15 protein-coding genes are annotated in these 24,273 nt (G+C 63.6%); 14 read left to right on the forward strand and 1 reads right to left on the reverse strand.

From position 1 onward, the window contains the following. Positions 1–263 precede the first annotated feature (263 nt). From P5W99_RS20440 to P5W99_RS20460, 5 genes are all read left to right on the forward strand, one after another. On the forward strand, positions 264–1,727 hold the full coding sequence (locus P5W99_RS20440; RefSeq protein ID WP_421026929.1) for a catalase: 1,464 nt from the start codon (positions 264–266) through the stop codon (positions 1,725–1,727). Between the two features lie 310 nt (positions 1,728–2,037). Further along, on the forward strand, positions 2,038–2,613 hold the full coding sequence (locus P5W99_RS20445) for a cytochrome b (RefSeq protein WP_421027100.1): 576 nt from the start codon (positions 2,038–2,040) through the stop codon (positions 2,611–2,613). A 20-nt stretch (positions 2,614–2,633) separates the two neighbouring features. Further along, a complete protein-coding gene (locus P5W99_RS20450) occupies positions 2,634–4,103 on the forward strand; it encodes a glycosyltransferase family 2 protein (RefSeq protein WP_434664451.1) in 1,470 nt (489 codons plus the stop codon). A 184-nt stretch (positions 4,104–4,287) separates the two neighbouring features. After that, entirely contained in the window at positions 4,288–5,964 is a 1,677-nt protein-coding gene (locus P5W99_RS20455; protein ID WP_421027102.1) for an acid phosphatase, read from the forward strand. A 552-nt stretch (positions 5,965–6,516) separates the two neighbouring features. Beyond that, complete coding sequence (locus tag P5W99_RS20460; protein ID WP_434662686.1) at positions 6,517–7,944, forward strand: sugar efflux transporter; 1,428 nt, start codon at positions 6,517–6,519, stop codon at positions 7,942–7,944. A 47-nt stretch (positions 7,945–7,991) separates the two neighbouring features. Here the strand turns inward: P5W99_RS20460 and P5W99_RS20465 are convergent, their stop codons facing one another. After that, positions 7,992–8,471 (reverse strand): hypothetical protein, encoded by a 480-nt coding sequence (locus tag P5W99_RS20465; protein ID WP_421026931.1) that lies wholly within the window; start codon positions 8,469–8,471, stop codon positions 7,992–7,994. Positions 8,472–9,099: 628 nt separating this feature from the next. On the opposite strand from P5W99_RS20465, the gene P5W99_RS20470 reads away from it, so the two are divergent. The 9 genes from P5W99_RS20470 to uvrA all read left to right on the forward strand — a co-directional run bounded on the left by P5W99_RS20470 (position 9,100) and on the right by uvrA (position 24,122). Then, entirely contained in the window at positions 9,100–10,647 is a 1,548-nt protein-coding gene (locus P5W99_RS20470; protein WP_421026932.1) for an NADH-quinone oxidoreductase subunit M, read from the forward strand. 356 nt (positions 10,648–11,003) lie between these two features. Next, on the forward strand, positions 11,004–11,891 hold the full coding sequence (gene cyoA / locus P5W99_RS20475) for a ubiquinol oxidase subunit II (protein WP_035533912.1): 888 nt from the start codon (positions 11,004–11,006) through the stop codon (positions 11,889–11,891). A gap of 6 nt (positions 11,892–11,897) precedes the next feature. Further along, on the forward strand, positions 11,898–13,934 hold the full coding sequence (gene cyoB / locus P5W99_RS20480) for a cytochrome o ubiquinol oxidase subunit I (protein ID WP_421026933.1): 2,037 nt from the start codon (positions 11,898–11,900) through the stop codon (positions 13,932–13,934). After that, positions 13,934–14,545, forward strand: coding sequence for a cytochrome o ubiquinol oxidase subunit III (gene cyoC, locus P5W99_RS20485; protein ID WP_421026934.1), 612 nt, complete (start codon positions 13,934–13,936; stop codon positions 14,543–14,545). The genes cyoB and cyoC overlap by 1 nt, the downstream gene beginning before the upstream one ends. After that, the gene (cyoD, locus tag P5W99_RS20490) at positions 14,546–14,875 is read left to right on the forward strand and encodes a cytochrome o ubiquinol oxidase subunit IV (RefSeq protein WP_421026935.1); all 330 of its coding nucleotides are present in this window, start codon (positions 14,546–14,548) and stop codon (positions 14,873–14,875) included. A gap of 211 nt (positions 14,876–15,086) precedes the next feature. Then, on the forward strand, positions 15,087–15,689 hold the full coding sequence (locus tag P5W99_RS20495) for a TetR/AcrR family transcriptional regulator (protein ID WP_434664454.1): 603 nt from the start codon (positions 15,087–15,089) through the stop codon (positions 15,687–15,689). A 201-nt stretch (positions 15,690–15,890) separates the two neighbouring features. Next, on the forward strand, positions 15,891–16,574 hold the full coding sequence (locus P5W99_RS20500; RefSeq protein WP_421026936.1) for a type 1 glutamine amidotransferase domain-containing protein: 684 nt from the start codon (positions 15,891–15,893) through the stop codon (positions 16,572–16,574). 317 nt (positions 16,575–16,891) lie between these two features. Continuing rightward, positions 16,892–17,989: an NADH:flavin oxidoreductase/NADH oxidase gene (locus P5W99_RS20505; RefSeq protein ID WP_434662691.1), complete on the forward strand. Its 1,098-nt coding sequence runs from the start codon at positions 16,892–16,894 to the stop codon at positions 17,987–17,989. Between the two features lie 157 nt (positions 17,990–18,146). Continuing rightward, positions 18,147–24,122: an excinuclease ABC subunit UvrA gene (uvrA, locus tag P5W99_RS20510; protein ID WP_434662693.1), complete on the forward strand. Its 5,976-nt coding sequence runs from the start codon at positions 18,147–18,149 to the stop codon at positions 24,120–24,122. The last annotated feature ends 151 nt before the right edge of the window (positions 24,123–24,273 follow it).

Raw genomic sequence — 24,273 nt, forward strand, 5'->3', positions numbered from 1 at the left:
GTGCGATGCAGCAATCGATTCCATGATATCTCAAAACAAATACGTGTCAAGCAATTTTTTGTGCGTCGCACCAATTTCGTAAGCACCTGATTCACCTCGGAAAATCGAGACACAGCGAAGGCGTTCCGAAAGCGTCGTTGTGCACCCGGAATTTCCGATGCGAAACGCATGAAGCGCGCGCTGAACTGCCCACGCGCAGCCTGTTGTGACCGAAGGCACAATGGCGCTCTCTGGCCACCTCTGGTCGACACAGGAGATGTGAAATGGCTGATTCGAGCGGCAAGTCTTTCGGCAAATCCACGACGAGCACGGGCGCGCCGGCCGTCAGCGACCGCAATTCGCTGACCATCGGCCCCGATGGCCCGATTCTGTTGCACGACGTGCATTTTCTCGAGCAGATGGCGCACTTCAACCGCGAGAAAGTGCCGGAGCGCCAACCCCATGCGAAGGGCGCCGGCGCGTTCGGCGAGCTCGAAATCACGGAGGACGTCTCGAAGTACACGAAAGCGGCCTTGTTCCAGAAGGGTGCCAGCACGGAAGTGCTCGCGCGTTTTTCCACGGTGGCCGGCGAGATGGGCAGCCCCGACACCTGGCGCGACGTGCGCGGTTTTTCGCTGAAGTTCTATACGTCCGAAGGCAATTACGATCTGGTCGGCAACAATACGCCGGTGTTCTTTGTGCGCGACCCGATGAAATTCCCTCACTTCATCCGCAGCCAGAAGCGGCTGCCCGATTCGGGCTTACGCGACAGCCACATGCAATGGGACTTCTGGACCAGCAATCCGGAGACGGCGCACCAGGTCACGTATTTGATGGGCGAGCGCGGGCTGCCGAGGACATGGCGCCATATGAACGGCTACGGCTCGCATACGTACATGTGGATGAACGCGCAGGGCGAGAAGTTCTGGGTCAAGTATCACTTTCATACGAACCAGGGCATGCAGTTCTTCACCAACGCCGAGGCGGAAGCCATGTCTGGCCGCGACGCCGACTTTCATCGCCGCGACCTCTTCGAGGCGATCCAGCGCGGCGAGCATCCGTCGTGGACAGTTTCGGTGCAGGTCATGCGCTATGCCGACGCCAGGACCTATCGCTTCAATCCGTTCGATCTCACCAAGACGTGGTCGCACAAGGACTACCCGCTCATCAAGGTCGGCACGATGACGCTCAATCGCAACCCGGAGAACTTCTTCGCGCAGATCGAGCAGGCGGCGTTCTCGCCGGGCAACACGGTGCCGGGCATCGGGCTGTCTCCGGACAAGATGCTGCTGGGCCGCGCGTTTGCCTATAACGATGCGCAGCGTGCGCGCATTGGCACGAACTTTCATCAATTGCCGGTGAACCGTCCGAAAGTGCCGGTGCAGACCTATATGTTCGATGGCAACATGACTTACGAGCACAGCGGCAGCGCGCCGGTCTATGCGCCGAACAGCGGCGGGCGTCCGTGGGCCGACCAGACCGGCTCCGTAGAAGCGGGCTGGGAATCCGATGGCGAAATGGTCCGCAGCGCCTATACGTTGCATGCCGAAGACGATGATTTTGGCCAGGCGGGTCATCTCGTGCGCAACGTTTTCAATGACGCGCAACGCGTGCAACTCGTCGACCAGGTGGTGGCGAGCATGAACGGCGTGCGCAGCCCGGTGCGCGAGCGCGTATTCGAGTACTGGAAAAATATCGATGCCGAGGTTGGGCGCGCGATCGAAGCCAGGGCGGGCAACAGCAAGTAAGGCCACTGTTAGCTGGCTTGTTATTGCGTTGAATGTTTGAACCGGCGCGGTGCTTGTGCACCGCGCCGTTTTTTATCGATGCGTGGCTGTGCGTGCCTCGTGTCATCGGCACGAAGTGTGCCGTGGTGCTTCTGCGTGAGCGCGAGGTGAGGGCGCATAATGCGCGGATCGTCGTGCGGTGCATGCAGTCTGCGCGGTCCGCATTGCACGCGAGGGAATAAATCCGCCGCGCGGCGCGTTATTCCAGACTGAAACGTTACGGCATGCTCACGTGAAAACTTCCCTTTCCACCGCACCCGGTCCCGCGGCCATGGCATCCGCGCAAAAGTACACGCACGTTGCCGTGCTGCTGCACTGGTCGATCGCCTTGCTGATCCTCGCTAACGTCGCACTCGGCCTGACCGCCGCGCTGTTGCCCGACGGCGCGCTTTCCGACGAGTCGATTCGCTTCATCATCGACACGCACAAATCCATCGGCATCACCGTGCTCGGCCTTGCGATCCTGCGTGTGCTGTGGCGCTTCACGCACCGGCCGCCGCCATTGCCCGCCGAGTTCCCCACGTGGGAGCGCACGGCGGCGCATGCCGCGCACATTGCGCTTTACGTGCTCATCTTCGCAATGCCGATTTCGGGCTGGCTGCACGACTCCGCGTGGGCGGCCGCCGCGTCGCATCCCATGTATCTGTTCGGCCTGTTTGAGTGGCCGCGCATCGGCTTCATCATGAATCTCGATTTGGCGACCAGGAACCAGCTGCACGATCAGTTCGGCGCGCTGCACACGGCGTGCAGCTATGCGCTGTATGGCGTGCTCGCGCTGCATGTCGCGGGGGCGCTCAAGCATCAATGGATCGATCGCCATTCGGTGCTGCGCCGGATGATGCCGTGAACACCGCAACGAAGACTGCCTTGAACAACTCGCTAGAGGAGGCGCTCGCTCGCACGTCGCCGCGCCTCGCGCCGCCGCGAACGCCGTTTGCCAGCATCGCGATTCACCTGGGCGTCATGGTGCTGTGGTGCGTGTTGTTTGCGCGCGCATTTCTTCTGCAAGGCGTGGTTGCGTGGTCGACCGGCATGGCCTATGTGATTTACGACACGCTGCTGCTCGTGTTCGTGGCATGGCAGGCGCGCGTGCTGCTGCGTCCAGCCGGCGCGGCGGCGATCACGGCTGCTGCTGCGCCCGGTTCGCAGCCGACGCTCGGCGTGATCGTCGCCGCGCGCAATGAGGCGGCAGTGCTGCCCATCACGCTGGACGCGCTGTTCGCGCAGACTCGCGCACCGCAACAGATCGTGATTGCCGACGATGGCTCGAGCGACGGCACCGCAGTGTGGCTTGCGCAGCGCTATGGGCTGGCCGATCCGGGCGAAGGGTGCTTGAGCCCGCCTTCACCTGACTATCCGACTCTGCGCTGGCTGAAGCTGCCGCACGGCGGCAAGGCGCGCGCGCTCAATGCGGCGCTCGGCGTGATCCGGACCGACGCGGTGATGACGGTCGATGCCGACACGCTGCTCGAACCCGACGCTTGCGCGGCCATGATCGACGCGTTTGGCCGCGAGCCAGTGCTCGTGGCAGCGGCGGGGCTGCTCATGCCGGTTTGCGGACACTCGCCGAGCGGGCGCTTTTTTCAGTGGTTCCAGACCTACGAGTACATTCGCAATTTCATCTCGCGCTTCGCGTGGATGCGCGCGGACAGCCTGCTGCTCGTCTCCGGCGCGTTCGCGGCCTTCCGGCGCGACGCGGTGATGGCGGTGGGCGGGTTCGATCCGCATTGTCTTGTAGAGGATTACGAACTGATCCACCGGCTGCGGCGCTATTCGGCGCGTGAAGGTCTCGGCTGGGACGTGCGCGTGATTGGCGCCGCGCGCGCCCGCACCGACGCACCCGGCACGCTTGCGAGCTTTCTGCGGCAGCGCCGCCGCTGGTTCGCGGGTTTCTTGCAGACCCAATACTGGTATCGCGATATGACCGGGAACCGTCGCTACGGCAAGCTCGGTCTCATGATGCTGCCGGTGAAGGCGTTCGATACCGTGCAGCCCATTTACGGCCTGACGGCGTTCGCGCTGTTGCTCGGATTTCTCGTCGATGGGCGCTTCACGATCGTGCTGCCGGTGCTCGCGGTGATCGTCGGGAAGATCGTGATCGATCTCGCGTTTCATCTGTTTTCGGTGCATTTATACCGGCGCTGGAGCGGCGACCGTACGACCTCCAGTTTCGGCATGGCGCTGCTTGCGGCGATCTTCGAGCCATTCTCGTTCCAGTTGATGCGCCACGCGGGCGCCGCGCTCGGCTGGCTGTATTTTTTGCTCGGGCGCCGCAAGTGGGGCGTGCAGCAGCGCACCGGCCTGGGCGTACCTCGGGGGCGCGGGACGGTGGTGTAGCCGGTTGCGCCGAATGCGGCTGAATGTGCTGCGGAGCCCGCATATCGGCGCGCTCACGGTATCCTCCTCGTGACATGCGGAGCGCACGCGCTCGCGTGATTTCCGATACGACACAGGAGGCAAGCCGATGCGGCAAGACGACCCGAAGGCACCGGACCCGCAAAGCCATGACCAAGCGCTGGGCATGAGCAGCCCCGACCACATCGGCACGGACCATCATGGCCCGGACGATCCCGCCCGTCGCCGCGTGCTGGGCGGAATCGCAGCGGTTGGCGTGGGCCTCGCGCTCGGCGGCTGCCAGTCGTCCGCCCGCAGCGCGGGCGAGGCGCCGCGCAATGCCGGCGACGCGCGCCTCGACGCGGCGCTGCGCGACCAGGTGCGCCACATCGTCGTGATCTATGCGGAGAACCGCAGCTTCGTCAATCTCTACGGCGACTTCCCGGGCGTGCAGACGCCGCTTTCCCGCGTGCCTGCGCAGCGCTACATGCAACTCGACCGCGACGGCAAGACGCCGCTCGCGCAGTTGCCGAAGATCTGGGGCGGACTGGTTCCGCAGGCGCAGGAACTCGACGGCAAGCGCTACATGATCGGCCAGGAGGACATTACGGGGCTTGCGAACCGGCCGTTTCGCATCGGCGACGCGCACGGCAATCCGTTGCCGAACGGAATCAAGACGCGCGATCTCATCCATCGCTTCTACCAGAACCAAATGCAGATCAACGCCGGCCGCAACGACCAGTTCGCCGCGTGGGGCGATTCGGGCGGCCTCGTGATGGGCTATTACGAGAACTCCGCCGTAACACTGCGGCTCTGGAAACTCGCGCAGCAATACACGTTGTGCGATAACTTTTTCATGGCGGCGTTCGGCGGCTCGTGGCTCAACCACATCTATCTGATCTCCGCGCAGGCGCCGTACTATCCCAACATTCAGTCGAGCCCGGCGAAGCACCTCGTCTCCGTGCTCGAGGGTGACGACCCGCTCGGCACGCGCCTGAAGCTCGCGCCCGCATGCCCGCCTTCGGCGCTGGGCGGGCCGCCGAAATTCGTGAACGACGGCCTGTTCACGCCCGACGGTTATGCGGTCAACACCATGGCGCCGCCGTATCAACCGAGCAGCGTGCGGCCGGCCGAAGACGGCAATCCCGCATGGGCCGATCCCGCCAATCCGCGCGTGATGCCGCCGCAAACCTACGCGACGATCGGCGACCGGCTCTCCGCGAATGGCGTCGACTGGGCCTGGTACAGCGGCGCCTGGCAATACGCGCTGGACCACCGCGACACGGGCGCCGTGCCCGACTTCCAGTATCACCACCAGCCGTTCAACTACTTCGCCAACTACGCGCCCGGCACGGCCGCGCGCGCACGACACCTGCGCGATGCGGGCCTCGGCGACGATCCGGCCACCAACCGCCTGCTCGCCGACATCGACGCGGGACGGCTGCCCGCCGTCACCTTCTACAAGCCGCAGGGCAACCTGAACATGCACGCGGGCTACGCCGACGTGGCGTCGGGCGACCGCCATATCGCCACCGTGATCGAGCATCTGCAGCGCAGCGAGCACTGGGCGAATACCGTGATCGTGATGACGCACGACGAGAACGGCGGCTGGTGGGATCCAGTCGCGCCGCCCCAGGGTGACCGCTGGGGGCCGGGCTCGCGCGTCCCGGCGCTCGTGGTCGCGCCGTTCGCGAAGAAGGGCTTCGTGGACCACACTTTCTACGACACCAACTCGATCCTGCGCTTCATCAGCCGCGTGCACGGACTCGCGCCGCTCGACGGCGTGGCATCGCGTGAGCGCGCGTGCGCCGCGCGCGGGCAGATGCCGCCGGGCGATCTGACTGCGGCACTCGATCTGGCGTGATGGCATTCGTGGTCGCATGGAGCGGGGAGCGGCGGGTTGCTCATTGGAAACGCAGTTGCCGCTTCCGTGACTGAATCGATGAACTTGTCGTCCGATCAATGAGTTGGCGAGATCCCCAGGCGGTTATCAACAGAGTTGTCCAGAAAAACTGTGGACAACTTTTTCGTGCAAAATTTGTGCATTCGCCGTGGCTCCCGCAGGCTTGTTTTTTAAAATCATGGACTTGGCATCGATGTCCCAAGGTTGCCCACAAGGCTGTGAACAAAATCTGTGGACAAGCGTGGCGCTAGTTTTCGTTTCTGCGGCAAATTTGCTGCATTCGGAAACGGCACGCACAATCCGATACGCATCAGACACTTGCCGCACTCGTCCCTGAGTTACGCACAGGCCTATGCACGAAATCTGTGGATAGCGCACCCAGATGCTGACACGCCTGGCAAGCGCCTTGCGCGCGGCGCGGCTTGCGCCCGATAATCGCCCTCGATACGCCTGATTACGACATGATCGCGACGCCTGCGTGTCGCGGCTTCTCCTCCCACTCTGCGTCGCGCCGTGCTCAAGAACTCGCGCTTTGCCGGTCTTCTGCGTATTCCCGGTTTTCTGCCGCTCGCCGGCGCCACGCTCATGCTGGGCGTGGCGATGTCGTTCACCGCACCGTACCTGTCCTTGTTCGGCGTCGAACGCGCCGGCATGACGCCGTTGCGGCTCGGCGTGTTCATGACTGCGATCGCGGCGAGCGGCGTCATCGCCAGCACGGCGGCCGGGCGCTGGAGCGATGCCTCGGGCAAGCATCGGCCGCTGTTGCTCGCTTCGCTGTGTGCGGCCACGCTTGGCTATTTGTGCTTGTGCGTCGTGCGCGATTACCGCTTGCTGCTCGCGGTGGGCGTGGTGTTCATCGGCGCGGGCGGCTGCGCGCTCTCGCTCGTGTTTTCGTTCAGCCGTGCGGCGCTGCCGGCCGCCGACGATGCCGAGCGCACCTTCGCGAGCGCGACCTTGCGCACGATTCTGTCAGCAGCCTGGGTGTTCGGGCCGGCGGTTGGCGCACTGGTGCTCGCGGCCACCAGCTTCTATGGGCTATTCCTGTTTGCGGCGGCGAGCTTTGCTGTGTGCGGCACGATCGTCTGGCGCATGCGCGAGCCGCGCCAGGACGAGCACGCGACTCAGCATCTGATGACGCGGCCCACGGCCGAGGAGGTGGCCGCGGAGCTGGCGCAAGAGGCCATGGCGCCGTACGAAGGCCAGCCGCTCACCCAGGCCGAGGTGCAGCCTGCCGTGACGCAGCGCGCGCATGCGAGCGCCCCCGACGTCTCGCAGAGCGACATCATGCGCGCGGTGGTGGCGCTCACGCTCATCGGCCTCGCCGCCAACGCGACGATGATCGTGCTGCCGCTCTATATCGTGCATGGCCTGCAGGGCTCGCGCCTCGACGTTTCGATCATGCTCGGGCTCGGCGCGTTCATGGAGATTCCGATGATGCTCGCGCTCGGCGCGAAAGCGTCGCGGCTGAACAAGTTGCGCTGGCTCGCGGCCTGCGCCGTCGTGCACGCGGTGTATTTCGTGTCGATGTCGGCAGCGCCGGGCGTGTACGCGCTGATTCCCATGCAGATCCTCAACGCATTCGTGGTGGCCGTCACCTCGTGTCTCGGCATGACCTATGTGCAGGACCTGATGCCCGAATCGCCCGGGCGCGCCACCGCGCTGTTCTTCAACGCATCGCGGCTTGGCTCGATTCTGTCCGGCGTGCTCTCGGGCCTGCTCGTGCAGGCGTTCGGGTATCGCGGCACGTTTCTGTTCTGCGGCGTGCTCGCGCTTTGCGCGCTTGTGCTGTTCGCGGTCCCGGGCGAAATGTACCCGCGCCTGGCGTACGCGGCGCGGCGTTATGCGCGCACCCGCAGCACCCGCAGCACCCGCAGCACCCGCAGCACCCGCAGCACCCGCAGTACGAAGCAACACAACAATGTAGTTGGCGATCCTGATTGATTTTCCGCTGGCGAAAAACCGCGCACTCGTTGCGCGGCCCCAAGCATTCAATGCATGTACGTAACGCGGCGCGCGCGGTGGCTCAGCCGCAAGCCAGCATCGAGCAGCGCGATGGCGAACCAGCGCGCGGTCTTGAGCATGCCGCTCACGCTCGATGTCGGCAGCCAGTCGTTGAGCAGTTGCACGGCGGCCTCGCTGCGGGTCGATTGCAGCAGCGCGATGACCTGCAGCAGCGAGCCTTCGTCCTTCGCGAGCTCGGATGCGCAGCGGCAGCGCGTGTCGAGCGGCCGGCACGAGGCGCGGCACAGGGTGGCCATCAAGTGTTCGAAGTGGTCGATGCCGTGAGGGGCGAGCCCGGCCTCGGCTAGCACGCCGCGCCAGTTTTCGGCTTTGCCATGCGCATCGCAGTGCGGACGCAGCCAGGTGCGCACCGCGCGCAGCACGGTTTGCTCGGCGCTGTCCGGATGCTGGACGAAGGTTTCGTCGATCAGCGTGTCGTTTCTCGCGAATAGGGTAGTCGGGTTCATGAAGCCTCCTGTCGGCTGGAAGGCGTGCTTCAGCACGGACTCTGGCATCATGATGCTGCAAATCCTTCTTAAATGCAAATGATTATCATTTAATAAATTAACCATGGTGGAATTGAGGCTATTTGGCGTGCTGACTGTGCGGCGCGAAACGAACGGGAGGTTTTTTGCACCGCGCAAACGCGTGCGGGGCGGGGCAGGCACGGTTTCTCGCCCCTGAGTTTTGTGTATAAGTCATTGAACCGAAAGAAACAAGTAAGGTATTATTCGGGCCGCGCGGAGCGACGACATGTCGCTCCTGGGTTGATCAAGGAAGTCTCAAGGGGGACTTTCCAGATCAAAAAACATGCGTCTGACGCAATGTGTTGTATTTCGTCTTAGTATGAATCTGAATAAAAACAATGACTTGTATCAAGCTTTGATCCGGTGCGAGTTGTTGCGCTGCAAAACTTCCGTATTCCGATTACCCTCGTTAACCCTTGAACGTGTGTTGCATTTCGCCTTGTAGCTGACAAATTCGTTACAGCGCGGCTGGTCCGATTTTCACCCCACGTCAATCTTTCAAATTGCTTGCGCACCAATCCGTGCGCCGAGGAAGCTATTCGCTCCGCATTTTTAGGGTCCCGTTGAAATGCATTCCGTTCCATTCCTGAGTCTGGCGATCTGGATTCCCATCCTGTTCGGCGTGGCCGTCCTGCGCGTCGGATCGGATCGTCAACCGCAGCGCGCGCGCTGGCTGTCGCTGATCGGCGCCATCGTTGGCCTGCTGTTGACCTTGCCGCTGATCACTGGTTTTGACAACCACGCTGCCGGCATGCAGTTCGTCGAATTTCGCAACTGGCTGCCCGAGTTCGGGGTTGCCTGGCGTCTCGGGATCGATGGCATTTCGATGTGGCTCGTCGTGCTGACCGCGTTCACCACGCTCGTGATCGTGATCGCCTCGTGGGCGTCGATCACGGAGCGCGTCGCGCAGTACTTCGGCGCGTTCCTGATTCTCTCGGGTCTGATGGTCGGCACCTTCGCGGCCACCGACGGCATGCTGTTCTTCGTGTTCTTCGAAGCGACACTGATTCCGCTGTACCTGCTGATCGGCACATGGGGCCACGCTCGTCGCACCTACGCGGCGGTCAAGTTCTTCTTCTTCTCGCTCGCGGGCTCGCTGCTGATGCTGCTGTCGATGCTGTATCTCTACAGCCAGTCGCACACCTTCGACATGTCCGTGTGGCATAACCTCACGCTCGGCTTCGTTCCGCAGATTCTCATCTTCATTGGTTTCTTCGCGGCCTTCGCGGTCAAGGTGCCGATGTGGCCGTTCCACACCTGGCTGCCCGACGTCCACCTCGAGGCGCCCACCGGCGCGACCGTGCTGATGGCGATGCTCAAGCTCGGCGGCTACGGCTTCCTGCGCTTCACGCTGCCGATCACGCCCGACGCCGCGCACTTCTTCGCGCCGGCGATCATCACGCTCTCGCTCGTGGCGGTGGTGTACTCGAGCCTGCTCGCGCTCGCGCAGACCGACATGACCAAGATGCTCGCGTACTCGACGGTGGCTCACATGGGTCTCGTCACGCTGGGCCTGTTCCTCTTCAACCAGATCGGCACCGAAGGCGCGATCGTGCAGATGATCTCGTACGGTTTTGTCTCGGGCGCGTTGCTGCTCTCGGTCGGCGTGCTGTTCGACCGCACGAAGACGCGCACGATCTCGGCCTATGGCGGCGTCGCCAACGTGATGCCGCGCTACGCCGCTTTCATGATGCTGTTCTGCATGGCCAATCTGGGCCTGCCGGGCACCTCGGGCTTCGTGGGCGAGTTCATGGTCATCATGGGCGCGATCCGCGTGAACTTCTGGGTCGGCGCGATTGCCGCGACGACCGTCATTCTGAGCGCTGCGTACACCCTCTGGATGTACAAGCGCGTGATCTTCGGCGCTGTGGCGAACAAGCGCGTGGCGAAACTGGCCGACCTCGGCCGCCGCGAAACGCTGATCTTCGCTTCGCTCGCAGCGCTGGTGCTGGCAGTGGGCCTCTACCCGAAGCCCATGACCGATGCGATCGAGCTCTCGGCAGCGAACCTCGTGAACCAGGCAGGCCGCTCGAAGCAGCCCGCTGACGACGGTGCGCCTGCGGAAGCCGTGCGTGCGGGCACCGACGTGCGTGCCGCGCAGCACTCGCCGACGTAACGACGTAAAAGTCGTGATCAGCAAGGAATGACGGCGCACCTCGCGCGCCGCCCCGCCATGAGGCGGCGCGGCGCGCAGGTGCGTCCAGAAGGTTTCGAATTTTGATGTTCGAAAAAAGCCGCTGCGGATCGGTGTCAAGGCCGTATCGGGGCGCGATGTGCGTGTGTTTCCGAGGCGCGACAAACCTCGCGAACACATGCGACATAGTGTCTCGATTTCGGTTTTGACAAAGATCATTTCTGCATTCATTGATTGTCTTCGATCAGAGCGGCTGTATGATTCGGGCGCGCTTCCCTTGTCTCATGTCAAAGGGGTGTGTCCGGAACTATTCAATGAATGAATTTCAGGCAAACGTGATGAAAAGAACGACCTTGCAAAGGTTATTGCTTCCCGTGAGTGCCGGATTGGCCATGTGTCTTTCCGGATGCAACTTGGAAGTCCTCGACCCCAAAGGCAGCGTGGGGATGGCGGAAAAGTCGCTGATCGCGACCTCCACCTGGGCCATGCTGATCGTGGTGATCCCCGTGATCATCCTGACGCTGTGGTTCGCGTACCGTTACCGCGCGTCGAACCGCAACGCCACTTATGCGCCCAAGTGGTCGCACTCGACGGCTATCGAAGTCGTCGTCTGGACCGTGCCGACGCTGATCATTCTGTTCCTCGGCGTGCTCACGTGGAAAACCACGCATGAGCTCGACCCGTACAAGCCGCTCGAATCGAACGTCAAGCCGATCAACGTCGAAGTGGTCGCGCTGGACTGGAAGTGGCTCTTCATCTATCCGGACCTCGGCATTGCCACGGTGAACCAGCTGGCTGTGCCCGTTGGCACGCCGGTGAACTTCAGCATCACGTCCGACTCGGTGATGAACTCGTTCTTCATCCCGCAACTGGGCACCCAGGTCTACGCGATGGCCGGCATGCAGACGCGCCTGCACCTGATCGCGGACGAAGCCGGCGATTACGCGGGCCTGTCGGCGAACTTCAGCGGCAAGGGCTTCTCGGACATGAAGTTCCGCACGATCGCAACGAACCAGCAAGACTTCGACGCATGGGTCCAGAAGGTCAAGGCGTCGCAAACGTCGCTTTCGATGGATCAGTACGCGACGGTCGCCAAGCCGAGCGAAAAGGCTCCGGTTGAGTACTTCTCGACGGTCGACCCGAAGCTCTTCAACAACATCATTGCGAAGTACAACAACGGCCACGTCACGAATTTCAGTGACCCGTCGTGCGTGACCAAGGGGTAACCAGGCATGTTCGGAAAACTTACACTGGATGCCGTTCCGTATCACGAGCCGATTATTCTCGGCACGATGTTCGGCATGGCGGTCATCGGCGCACTCTTGCTCGGTGGCATCACTTACTTCGGTAAGTGGAAATACTTGTGGACGGAGTGGCTGACGAGTGTCGACCACAAGCGTCTGGGCGTGATGTACATCATCGTCGCTCTCGTCATGCTCGTGCGCGGCTTCGCCGACGCCATCATGATGCGTAGCCAGCTCGCGCTCGCGTACAACGCGCCGGGCTTTCTCCCGCCGCATCACTACGACCAGATCTTCACGGCGCACGGCGTGATCATGATTTTCTTCATGGCCATGGCCTTCATGGTCGGCCTGATGAACATCGTCGTGCCGCTGCAGATCGGTGCGCGCGACGTGGCGTTCCCGTTCCTGAACTCGCTGTCGTTCTGGATGACGGCCGTTGGCGCGGCCCTGCTGATGATCTCGCTGGTCGTCGGTGAATTCGCGCAGACCGGCTGGCTCGCGTATCCGCCGCTTTCGGAGCTCGCATACAGTCCAGGGGTTGGTGTCGACTACTATCTGTGGGCGCTCCAGATCTCCGGTGTCGGCACGCTGCTGACCGGCGTGAACTTCTTCGTCACCATCATCAAGATGCGTGCCCCCGGCATGACGATGATGAAGCTGCCGGTGTTCACGTGGACGGCGCTGTGCACGAACGTGCTGATCATGGCTTCGTTCCCGGTCCTGACCATCGCGCTCGCGCTGCTCGGCCTCGACCGCTACTTGGGCATGCACTTCTTCACGAACGATGCCGGCGGCAACGCCATGCTGTACCTGAACCTGATCTGGGCCTGGGGTCACCCTGAGGTGTACATCCTGATCCTGCCGGCGTTCGGCATTTTCTCGGAAGTCGTTTCGACCTTCTCGAAGAAGCCGCTGTTCGGCTACAAGGCAATGGTCTATGCGACCTGCGCGATCATGGTGCTGGCGTTCCTCGTGTGGCTGCACCACTTCTTCACGATGGGTTCGGGCGCGGACGTCAACGCGTTCTTCGGCATCGCCACGATGATCATCTCGATCCCGACGGGCGTGAAAATCTTCAACTGGCTGTTCACGATCTACCGCGGCCGCCTTGAGTTCAACTCGGCCGTACTGTGGACGCTCGGCTTCATGGTCACCTTCACCATCGGCGGCATGACCGGCGTGATGATGGCGATCCCGGGCGCGGACTTCGTGCTGCACAACTCGCTGTTCCTGATTGCTCACTTCCACAACGTGATCATCGGCGGCGTGGCGTTTGGCTACTTCGCCGGCATGAACTTCTGGTTCCCGAAGGTATTTGGCTTCAAGCTCAACGAAAAGCTCGGCAAGCGCGCGTTCTGGTTCTGGCTCACGGGCTTCTATGTCGCGTTCACGCCGCTGTACGTGCTCGGCTTCATGGGCGCAACGCGTCGTCTGAACCATTACGACAACCCGGCATGGCATCCGTGGATGATCATCGCCTGGTTCGGCGCCGTGCTCGTGCTGATCGGCATCGTGCACCAGTTCGCACAGCTGTACGTTTCGGTTCGCGACCGCAACCTGCCGGAAAACCGCGACCTGACGGGCGATCCGTGGGGTGGCCGTACGCTGGAATGGTCGATCTCGTCGCCGCCGCCGTCGTATAACTTCCCGGTTATCCCGCACGTGAGCGAGCTCGACGAATTCGCGCACATGAAGGAAATGGGCCGCGAAACGCCGGACGTCGCGAACACGAAGTACACCGATATCCACATGCCCTCGAACACGAGCGCAGGCGTCTTTATCGGCTTCTTCAGCCTGGTGGTCGGCTTTGCGGGCATCTGGCACATCTGGTGGCTCATGATCGCTGGTTTCGTCGGCATTCTCGCGACGGCAATCGGCTACAGCTTCCAGAAGAACGAGGGTTACTACATCCCGGCCTCCAAGGTCCGGGCCGATGAAGAAGCGCGTAATCGCGCACTGGTCAAGGCGTTCGAAGACAAGCAGCGCCGTGGCAAGGTTGACGAAGCAGCACTGGAGGCCAACTGATGTCGACGAATACAAGTGCGGCCGCACTGGCGGCGCACGATCACCACGATCACCCGCCGTCACATTCGGTGTTCGGCTTCTGGCTGTACCTGATGACGGACTGCATTCTGTTCGGCTCGCTGTTCGCAGTGTTCGCCGTGATGCAGCACCAGTTCGCAGGCGGCCCGACCGGCAAGGACCTGTTCGACATTCCGGGCGTCGCGCTGGAAACGGCAGTGCTGCTGCTGTCGTCCATCACGTACGGCTTCGCGATGATCGGCGCGTACAAGAAGCGCACCGGCCAGGTGATGTTCTGGCTGGCCGTCACGTTCCTGCTGGGCGCGACCTTCCTGTACTTCGAACTGCATGAATTCGCGCACCTGATCGAAGAAGGCGCGGGCCCGCAGCGCAGCGCGTTCCTCTCGTCGTTCTTCACGCTGGTGGCCACCCACGGTATCCACGTGACGTTTGGCATGCTCTGGATGATCGTGCTGATGGTGCAGACCCTGAAGGCGCCGGAAATCGGCGAGCGCGAAATTCGCCGCCTGTCGTGCCTGAGCCTTTTCTGGCACTTTCTGGACATCGTCTGGATCTGCGTGTTCTCCTTTGTTTACCTTGCGAGCGTGATCTAAATGAGTGCTCATTCCATCCACGAAGAAGAAAGCCACGGCAGCCTCGGCGGTTACCTGGCAGGTTTCGTCCTGGCGGTGGTGCTCACGGCCGCTTCGTTCTGGCTCGTGCTGCATGGCGGCTTCTCGCGCGAAACCGCGCTGCTCGGCCTTGCCGTGCTGGCGGTCGTGCAGATCCTCGTGCACCTCGTGTTCTTCCTGCACATGAACTCGTCGTCGAGCCAGCGCTGGAACGTGACCGCGTTCACCTACACGGTGCTGACGGTGTTGATCATCGTCGGCGGTACGCTGTGGGTCATGCATAACGTCGGCATGAATATGATGTCGCGTTAATTTCTTGTCTTGTCAAGTCCGGCGCTCGCGCCGGGCGCGACGGCCAAGACAACGCCGTCTGGGTTCGCGCCCGGCGGCGTTTTTCGTTTTTGAGCCTGGAGTTTCGTTTCGGAAACGATGCGGAGCGCTGGAATTTCCGATCGTGGAAAACACTACGCCGGATGCGTGTTTACTAGACGACTGGTCTATTCCGCCGGTAACATGGCAACCCATGAACGCAGCGCCAGCCGTCGAAACGCGGCAACACATTCTCGATACTGCCATGCCTATCTTGCTGGGCAAGGGTTTTTCGGCCGTGGGTCTCAATGAGATCCTCGCGGCTGCGGGGGTCCCCAAGGGGTCGTTCTATCACTATTTCGGCTCGAAAGAAGCGTTCGGTGAAGCGTTGCTGACGTCGTATTTCACCGAGTACTCGGAACGCCTCGCGGCGCAACTCTCGAGCGAGGTGGGTACGCCGGCCACGCGGCTCATTGGTTATTTCGACGCGTGGCGCGTGATGCAATGCGCGGACGGTCCGGACGGCAAGTGCCTGGCGGTGAAACTGGGTGCGGAAGTCAGTGATCTTTCGGAGACGATGCGCGCGGTCCTGCGCCGCGGCACGGACGAGATCATCGGACGCATTGCGGCATGCATCGAAGAAGGTCGCGCGGATGGGTCGCTTGCGGGCGTGAACGATGCTGTCGTAACGGCGGGGGCCCTGTATCAGCTATGGCTGGGTGCGACGTTGATGGAGAAGATCCGCCGCGACCGCAGCCCGCTCGACGCTGCGATGGCGACTACGCGGCAGTTGTTGAATCTCCCGGCAGGCGATTGATCGAACGCGAGCCGGCGTTTCCGGGCATCAGCATTGCAATGAAGCGGCGCGCTTGAGCGGGCGCCATGCAAATGGGCTGGTGCAGCCTGTTACTAGACGACTGGTCTAATAGTCCGTTTCCGGCGTGCTGTGCGGAGCAGTTTTCGAGGTGGGTCGCGCAGATTGCGCAAGCGACGGACATCACCGAAAAGAGGAACCTTGATGAAAGTACTGATCGTTTTGACTTCGCACGAAGACCTCGGCAACACGGGCAAGAAGACCGGTTTCTGGCTCGAAGAATTCGTCGCGCCGTACTACGCGTTGCGCGACGCGGGGGCGCAAATCACGCTGGCTTCGCCCATGGGCGGCCAGCCGCCGCTCGATCCAAAGAGCGGCGACCCCACGGCTCAGACCGACGCGACGCGCCGTTTCGACGCTGACGCCACGGCGCGTGCCGAGCTTTCCAATACGAAACGCCTCGTCGAGATCGACGCGAGTGCGTTCGACGCGGTGTTCTACCCCGGCGGCCACGGCCCGCTGTGGGACCTCGCGGAAGATCCGGTCTCGATCGCACTGATCGAGAAGACAATTGCGGCGGGCAAGCCGGTCGCTGCCGTGTGCCATGCACCGGGCGTGCTGCGTCATGTGAAGGGTGCGGACGGCCAGCCGCTGGTGGCGGGCAAGGCGGTCACCGGCTTTTCGAATAGCGAAGAAGCCGCGGTGCAGCTGACCGATGTGGTGCCGTTCCTTGTCGAGGACGTGCTCAAGGAAAACGGTGGCAAGTACACGAAAGCCGCTGACTGGGCACCGCACGTCGAAACTGACGGATTGCTCATCACGGGGCAGAACCCAGCTTCGTCGGAGCCGGTTGCCCACGCGCTGCTTGCGGCGCTGCGCAGCAAGTAAGCACGGGCTGGTCGCCTGTAAAGAACTGCAGGCACGGCGAGTCCAGCTTCGAGTCTCGTCACCGGATGCTTCGCACGCGAGTTGTATCCGGTGAGCGCGCCGGTTTGCCCGTTGCGGGCCGGTGCTCAATCGATGGCGGCGGCGAATTCATGACCGCCGTCGTCCGCTTCTGGTCTCTATTTCCTTTCGGCAACGCCAGGAAATCCCGATTTTTCAGCCGATCCGCGCGCATTGCGCGCTTGCGTCAATCAGTAACCGTTACGTGATCGGAGCGAGCCACTAAAGTGGCGGCTCCGGTTAATACAGGAGAGCATTTGATGTCTGCATTGTTCGAGCCGTTCAAGCTCAAGGGCGCAACGCTGCGCAACCGCATTGCCGTTCCGCCGATGTGCCAGTACATGGCTGTCGACGGCATGATCAACGACTGGCATCACGTCCACTACGCTCAAATCGCACGCGGCGGCGCAGGCCTCGTGATTGTCGAGGCCACGGCGGTTTCTCCGGAAGGCCGCATCACGCCGGGCTGCGCGGGCATCTGGAACGATGAGCAGGCCAAGGCCTTTGCGCCGACGGTCGCCGCAATCAAGGCGGCGGGGGCGGTGCCGGGCATCCAGATCGCGCACGCGGGCCGCAAGGCGAGCGCGAACCGCCCGTGGGAAGGCGACGACCATATCGCTGAAGGCGACGCGCGCGGCTGGCAGGCGATCGCGCCGTCCCCGATCGAGTTCGGCGCGCATCTGCCGAAGGTCCCGCGTGCAATGACGCTCGACGACATCGCGCGCGTGCGCGAGGATTTCGTTTCGGCGGCCAAACGTGCGCTCGACGCCGGCTTCGAATGGCTCGAACTGCACTTCGCGCACGGCTATCTCGGCCAGAGTTTCTTTTCCGAACATTCGAACCAGCGCAACGACGCCTATGGTGGCAACCTCGAAAACCGCAGCCGTTTCCTTCTGGAAACGCTGGCCGCGGTGCGCAAAGTCTGGCCGGAGCATCTGCCGCTGACTGCGCGTTTCGGCGTGATCGAATACGATGGCCGCGACGAGCAGACGCTCGCCGAGTCGATCGAACTAGCCAGGAGCTTCAAGCGCGAAGGGCTCGACATGCTCGGCGTGAGTGCGGGCTTCTCGACGCCGGCTGCGCGGATTCCCTGGGCGCCGGCGTTCCTCGCGCCGATCGCGCAGAAGGTGCGCTGCGCCGCGGGGCTGCCGGTGTCATCGGCGTGGGGTATCGGCACGCCCGAGCTTGCGCAACGTTGCGTGGCCTCGGAGCAACTCGATCTGGTGATGGTCGGCCGCGCGCATCTCGCGAATCCGCACTGGCCGTACTTCGCCGCGCAAGAGTTGAAGGTCGAGCGCGCTGCATGGACGCTGCCCGCGCCTTACGCGCATTGGCTCGAACGTTACAAAGTGAGTTAAGCGGGGCGACGGGCAAATATTGCCCATCGGAAATCGAGCGGTGCACACGTCCGGCGTGCTGTATAAATATACAGTAGAATTCTGACCACGACAGCCCGCGCCGGGCTGCGAACGGCCGGGCGGCACCGCCCGGTATCCTGCATTTGATCCAGCCGGAATGCCAGCGCAAGTGAGCGATAACCGATCCATTCGAATCCGCGGTGCCCGCCAGCACAACCTCAAGAATCTCGACCTCGATTTGCACACCGGCCAAATGACGGTGGTGACCGGACCGTCCGGTTCGGGCAAGTCGAGTCTCGTATTCGACACCCTTTACGCGGAGGGTCAGCGCCGTTACGTCGAAACCTTCAGTGCCTATGCGCGTCAGTTTCTTGACCGCATGGACCGGCCTCAGGTCGATCGCGTCGACGGTGTGCCGCCCGCCATTGCCATCGACCAGACCAATCCGGTGCGCAGTTCGCGCTCCACGGTCGGCACGATGACGGAACTCAACGACCACCTGAAGCTGCTCTACGCGCGTGCCGCGAATCTTTTCGACCGCGTGACCGCGCAGCCGGTGCGCCACGATACGCCCGAGACGATTTACGCGGAATTGCGCGCACGCACGGCGGCAGACGACCCGCGCCTCGTCGTGACGTTTCCGGTCGAACTGCCCGAGACGACTACTGAAGAAGAAGTCGCGCAGTGGCTTTCCGCGAGCGGCTATACGCGCGTGCAGGCGCAGCGCGAAGTCAAGACCGCCGACGGCACGCGCAAGATGCTCGACGTGGTGGCCGACCGCTTCCGCTTGCAGAACGCCGAAAAGAGCCGCGTGATCGAGGCGATCGAGGCTTCGCTCAGGCGCGGCGCTGGACGCGTGAACATTTATGTCGTATCGGAAACCAACGGCGCCGCCGACGTTTCCGATGCGAAATCCGAGCCGCTGATCTGGCGTTTTTCCACCGGCCTCCATTGTCCCGACAGCGATCTGCGCTATGCGGATCCGCAGCCGGCGCTGTTCTCGTTCAACTCGGCTTACGGTGCGTGCGAGGTGTGCCGCGGCTTTGGCCGCGTGATCGGCGTCGACTGGGGGCTCGTGATTCCCGACGCGCGCAAGACGCTGCGCGGCGGCGCGATCAAGCCGCTACAAACGCCCGCGTGGAAGGAGTGCCAGGACGACCTGATGCGCTACGCCGCCAAGGCCGGCATCCCACGCGACACCGCGTGGTTGGAACTGACGCAGGAGCAGCGCGACTGGGTGCTCGACGGCACGCCTGACTGGAAGGGCAGTTGGCAATCGCAGTGGTATGGCGTCAAGCGGTTCTTCCAGTATCTGGAGTCGAAGGCGTACAAGATGCACATTCGTGTGCTGCTTTCGAAGTACCGCAGCTATACGCCGTGCGAAACGTGTGGCGGCGCGCGTCTGAAAACGGAAGCGCTGCAATGGCGCCTCGGCACCGGCGAGAACGCCAGCGAAGTGCTCGCGCCCGAAGCGCGCTTTATGCCGCACGGCGTGGAGTGGTCGCGCGCGCAGCTCGAAGCGCTGCCCGGCCTCACGCTGCACGATGTCATGCTGCTGCCGATCGAGCGCATTCGCCGCTTCTTCGACAGTCTTTCGCTATCCTCAGCACTGCTTGACGACGCGCTCAAGTTGCTGCTCGCTGAAGTGCGCACGCGGCTGAGGTATCTGTGCGACGTCGGCCTCGGCTATCTCACGCTCGACCGCCAGAGCCGCACGCTCTCGGGCGGCGAGGTGCAGCGCATCAACTTGACCACCGCACTCGGCACGTCGCTTACGAAAACGCTGTTCGTGCTCGATGAGCCGAGCATCGGCCTGCATCCACGCGATCTGAACCGCATCGTCGAGGCCATGCAGCGCCTGCGCGACGCCGGCAACACGCTAGTGGTCGTCGAGCACGATCCCTCGGTGATGCTGGCCGCCGACCGTCTGATCGACATGGGGCCGGGTCCCGGCGAGCGTGGCGGCACGATCGTCTACGATGGCACGCCCGACGACATCCGCTCGTCCGGCACCTTGACGGGCGAGTATCTGGGCGGTCGCCGGGCCGTCGCCGACGCGTCGCACTGGACACGCCGAGCCGTCGATGCGGACACGCCGCGCCTCGTGCTCGAAGGCGCGAGCGAGCACAACCTGCGCGATGTCACGGTGGACATTCCGTTGCAGCGGCTCGTGTGCGTGACGGGCGTATCGGGCTCGGGAAAATCGACCCTGGTGCAGGATGTGCTGTATCCGGCGCTCGCGCGCCATCTCGGCAAGGCGACCGAAGCGCCGGGCGTCTATCGCCAGCTAAGCGGCGCCGGGCAGATCAGCGACGCCGTGTTCGTCGACCAGTCGCCGATCGGCAAGACCGCGCGCTCGAATCCGGCCAGCTACGTGGGCGCGTTCGACGAGATTCGCAAGCTGTTCGCCAAGGCGCCGCTCGCGAAGCAGCGCGGCTACACGGCGGGCATGTTCAGCTTCAACTCGGGCGAGGGGCGTTGCCCGACCTGTGGCGGCTCGGGCTTCGAACATATCGAAATGCAGTTCCTGAGCGACGTCTATCTGCGTTGCCCGGACTGCGACGGTAGCCGCTACCGCCCTGAAGTGCTCGAAGTGAAGATCGAGCGCGGCGGCCGCTTGCTTTCGGTGGCGGACGTGCTGGATCTCACCGTGAGCGAGGCGGCGCAGTGCTTCAGTGAGGACGTCGAAGTATTGCGGGTGATTCAGCCGATCGTCGACGTGGGCCTCGAATACGTGAAGCTCGGGCAGCCCGTACCGACGCTTTCAGGCGGCGAGGCGCAGCGCCTGAAGCTCGCGGGCTATCTCGCGGAAACGGCGCAGGCGAACGGCAAGGGGAGCAAGGAGACCGCAGCGGGCGGGCGCCTTTTCATGTTCGACGAGCCCACCACCGGCCTGCATTTCGACGACATCGCCAAGCTGATGCGTGCGTTCGGCAAGCTGCTGGCGAGCGGCCATTCGCTGCTCGTGATCGAGCATAACCTCGACGTGATCCGTGCTGCAGACTGGCTGATCGACCTCGGCCCCGAAGGGGGCGACGCGGGCGGCGAGGTGGTGTGCGTGGGCACCCCGGACGACGTGACCGCTTGCCCGCGCTCGCATACGGGCGCGGCGCTCGAACGTTATGAAGCCGCGCTCGGCAACGGTGTCGGCACGCTAGTTGCCGAAGAAGAAGGCGTGGCGCTGCAGACGGCGTTGCGCGCGGCGCAGGCGCGCCGCGAGATTCAGGGCGAAGACGTGGTGCGCATCGTGAACGCGCGCGAGCACAATCTCAAGGCGCTCGACGTCGACATTCCGCATGGCCGGTTCAACGTCATTACCGGCGTGTCGGGCTCGGGCAAGTCTACGCTCGCGTTCGATATTCTGTTCCATGAGGGCCAGCGCCGTTACCTCGAATCGCTGAACGCCTACGCACGCTCCATCGTGCAGCCCGCTGGGCGGCCGGAGGTCGATGCGGTCTACGGCATTCCGCCCACGGTCGCCATCGAGCAGCGTCTGTCGCGCGGCGGCCGCAAGAGCACGGTGGCGACCACGTCCGAGGTGTGGCACTTCCTGCGGCTGTTGTATGTGAAGCTCGGCGTGCAGCATTGCGTGCACGATGGCACGCCCGTGACGTCGCAAAGTACCGATGCCATCGTCGCGCAGCTGCTGCGCGAGCATCGCGGCCAGCACGTGGGACTGCTCGCACCGCTCGTCGTGAACCGCAAGGGCGTGTACACGGATCTCGCGAAATGGGCCAGGGCGCGTGGCAATACGCATCTGCGCGTGGATGGCGAATTCGTGCCGGTGGCGCCGTGGCCGAAGCTCGACCGCTTCCGCGAGCACACGATCGAGTTGCCGGTCGGCGATCTCGTGATCGAGCCCGAAAACGAGGCGCAATTGCGCCAGTTGCTCGACACGACGCTCGAAGCCGGCAAGGGTGTCATGCATCTGCTGGCGCCGCTCGACGGGCTCGATCATGCAATTGGCAACGGCAATTCGACTGCGCGCATCGGCATGGTGAAAGTGCTCTCGACGCGGCGTGCCTGCCCCGTGTGCGGCACGAGCTATCCCGAGCTCGATCCGCGCATGTTCTCGTACAACAGCAAGCACGGCTGGTGCACGACCTGCGTGGGCACCGGCCTTGCGCTCACGCGCGAGCAGCGCGCGGTCTATGACGATACCGTCCTTGCCGCCGACGATCGCGGCCGCGAGCAGACTTTGCCATCGGAAGAGCAGGAGCCGGAGGGCATGGTCGACGAGCCGTGCCCGGATTGCCACGGCACGCGCCTGAATCCCGAGGCGCGCGCGGTGACCTTCGACGCGCATGCGATCGTCGATGTCGCACAGTGGACCGTGGCCGAAACGCGCCGTTGGATCGAATCGCTCGAATTGAACGGACGCGACGCGCAAATCGCGCGCGACGTGGTGAGCGAAATCCGCAGCCGTTTGCAGTTTCTCGAAGAAGTCGGGCTCGGCTATCTGAGCCTCGATCGCGCCGCGCCGAGCCTCTCGGGCGGCGAGGCGCAGCGCATCCGCCTGGCTGCGCAGCTCGGCAGCAATCTGCAGGGCGTGTGCTACGTGCTCGACGAACCGACGATCGGCTTGCATCCGCGCGACAACCAGATTCTGCTCGATGCGCTGCGCAGTCTCGGCGAGAAGGGCAACACGCTCGTCGTCGTCGAGCATGACGAAGACACGATCCGCCGCGCGGATCACATCATCGATATCGGGCCGAGCGCAGGCAAGCGCGGCGGACGCGTAGTCGCGCAGGGCAAGGTCGCCGATCTCGCGGCCCAGGCGGACTCCATCACGGGCCGCTATCTTGCGCATCCGATCGTGCATCCGTTGCAGTCGCGCCGCGAGGTGAAACCGGCGCGCGCGGGCCGCGAAGCGGTGCCCGCGCAGTGGCTTACGGTGCATGGCGGCAAGCTGCACAACCTGCGCGATGTGACCGCGCAGATTCCGCTCGGCCGCCTCGTCGCGATCACGGGCGTGAGCGGCTCGGGCAAATCGACGCTCGCGCGCGACGTGCTGCTTTCGAATCTGCTCGACGCGGTGGGGCGGTCGGTGCTGTCGTCGCCGGCAGAGCGCCGCGCGCGCAAGGCGGCGAAGGAAAGCGCGCCAGGCGCGGCTGAGCGCCGCTCGAGCGTTCTGGCGCGCACGAGCGTGAAGCCGAAGCTCGATGTTTCGCATGTGTGGCAGGGCTGCGACTCAATTAGCGGATGGGAAACCATCGACCGCGTGCTCGAAGTCGACCAGACGCCGATCGGAAAAACGCCGCGCTCGTGTCCCGCCACCTATATCGGCGTGTGGGACGCGATTCGCCGACTCTTTGCCGATACGCTCGAGGCGCGCGCGCGTGGCTACAGCGCGTCACGGTTTTCGTTCAATACCGGCGACGGCCGCTGCCCGGCGTGTGAGGGCCAGGGCGTGCGCACGATCGGCATGAGCTTCCTTCCCGATGTGAAAGTTCCGTGCGATGTCTGCCATGGCCAGCGTTTCAATCCGGAAACCCTGGCTGTAACGTGGCGCGGCCGGAATATTGGCGAAGTGCTGACGATGGAAATCGACGAGGCCGTGGAGTTCTTCGGCGCGATCACGAACATTGCCCATCCGTTGCAACTCATGAAGGACGTCGGGCTTGGCTATCTCACGCTCGGTCAGCCGTCGCCGACGCTCTCGGGCGGCGAGGCTCAGCGCATCAAACTCGTCACGGAGCTTTCCAAAGTGCGCGACGACGTCACCCGGCGCGGGCAGAAGGCGCCGCATACGCTCTACGTGCTCGACGAGCCCACCGTGGGCCTGCACATGGCGGACGTGGCGCGCCTCATTCGCGTGCTGCATCGCCTCGCCGACGCAGGGCATAGCGTGGTCGTGATCGAGCACGACCTCGACGTGATCGCCGAAGCCGACTGGATTATCGACCTCGGCCCCGAGGGCGGCGTGGGCGGCGGCACGATTGTCGGCGCGGCGCATCCGGAGGGGCTCGTGAAGGTGGCCGCGAGCCACACCGGCGCGGCACTGCGGCCCGTGCTCGCGCGCACGGCGAGCGGCGCGCAGTCGTTGCCGTCCTTGGTGGTGCGCGACGAGGGAGCGGACGATGCCGACTCCGATGGCGCGCGTGCCGCGAATCGGCGGGCCAGCGCTTCGTAAGTGGTCCCGTGGCGGCTCCATGGGCGCGTCGTGCTCGACGCCCGCGAGCGCTCCGTGTGGGCCTCGCGGGCGTCAAACCGCTTGATCTGGGCGGCTCGCGCAAGGTATGATGGGCTCCGCTTGCAGCAAGTCGCCGTGCATTTTTAGCGGC

It is taken from the genome of Paraburkholderia sp. A3BS-1L, from assembly GCF_051125215.1.
Taxonomy (GTDB): domain Bacteria; phylum Pseudomonadota; class Gammaproteobacteria; order Burkholderiales; family Burkholderiaceae; genus Paraburkholderia.

Bases quoted from the DNA above. Each gene is read 5' to 3' on its own strand.
- P5W99_RS20440 (WP_421026929.1), top strand. From the start codon at position 264: ATGGCTGATTCGAGCGGCAAGTCTTTCGGCAAATCCACGACGAGCACG.
- P5W99_RS20445 (WP_421027100.1), top strand. From the start codon at position 2,038: ATGGCATCCGCGCAAAAGTACACGCACGTTGCCGTGCTGCTGCACTGG.
- P5W99_RS20455 (WP_421027102.1), top strand. From the start codon at position 4,288: ATGAGCAGCCCCGACCACATCGGCACGGACCATCATGGCCCGGACGAT.
- P5W99_RS20465 (WP_421026931.1), bottom strand. From the start codon at position 8,471: ATGAACCCGACTACCCTATTCGCGAGAAACGACACGCTGATCGACGAA.
- P5W99_RS20470 (WP_421026932.1), top strand. From the start codon at position 9,100: ATGCATTCCGTTCCATTCCTGAGTCTGGCGATCTGGATTCCCATCCTG.
- cyoA (WP_035533912.1), top strand. From the start codon at position 11,004: ATGAAAAGAACGACCTTGCAAAGGTTATTGCTTCCCGTGAGTGCCGGA.
- cyoB (WP_421026933.1), top strand. From the start codon at position 11,898: ATGTTCGGAAAACTTACACTGGATGCCGTTCCGTATCACGAGCCGATT.
- cyoC (WP_421026934.1), top strand. From the start codon at position 13,934: ATGTCGACGAATACAAGTGCGGCCGCACTGGCGGCGCACGATCACCAC.
- cyoD (WP_421026935.1), top strand. From the start codon at position 14,546: ATGAGTGCTCATTCCATCCACGAAGAAGAAAGCCACGGCAGCCTCGGC.
- P5W99_RS20495 (WP_434664454.1), top strand. From the start codon at position 15,087: ATGAACGCAGCGCCAGCCGTCGAAACGCGGCAACACATTCTCGATACT.
- P5W99_RS20500 (WP_421026936.1), top strand. From the start codon at position 15,891: ATGAAAGTACTGATCGTTTTGACTTCGCACGAAGACCTCGGCAACACG.
- P5W99_RS20505 (WP_434662691.1), top strand. From the start codon at position 16,892: ATGTCTGCATTGTTCGAGCCGTTCAAGCTCAAGGGCGCAACGCTGCGC.
- uvrA (WP_434662693.1), top strand. From the start codon at position 18,147: ATGCCAGCGCAAGTGAGCGATAACCGATCCATTCGAATCCGCGGTGCC.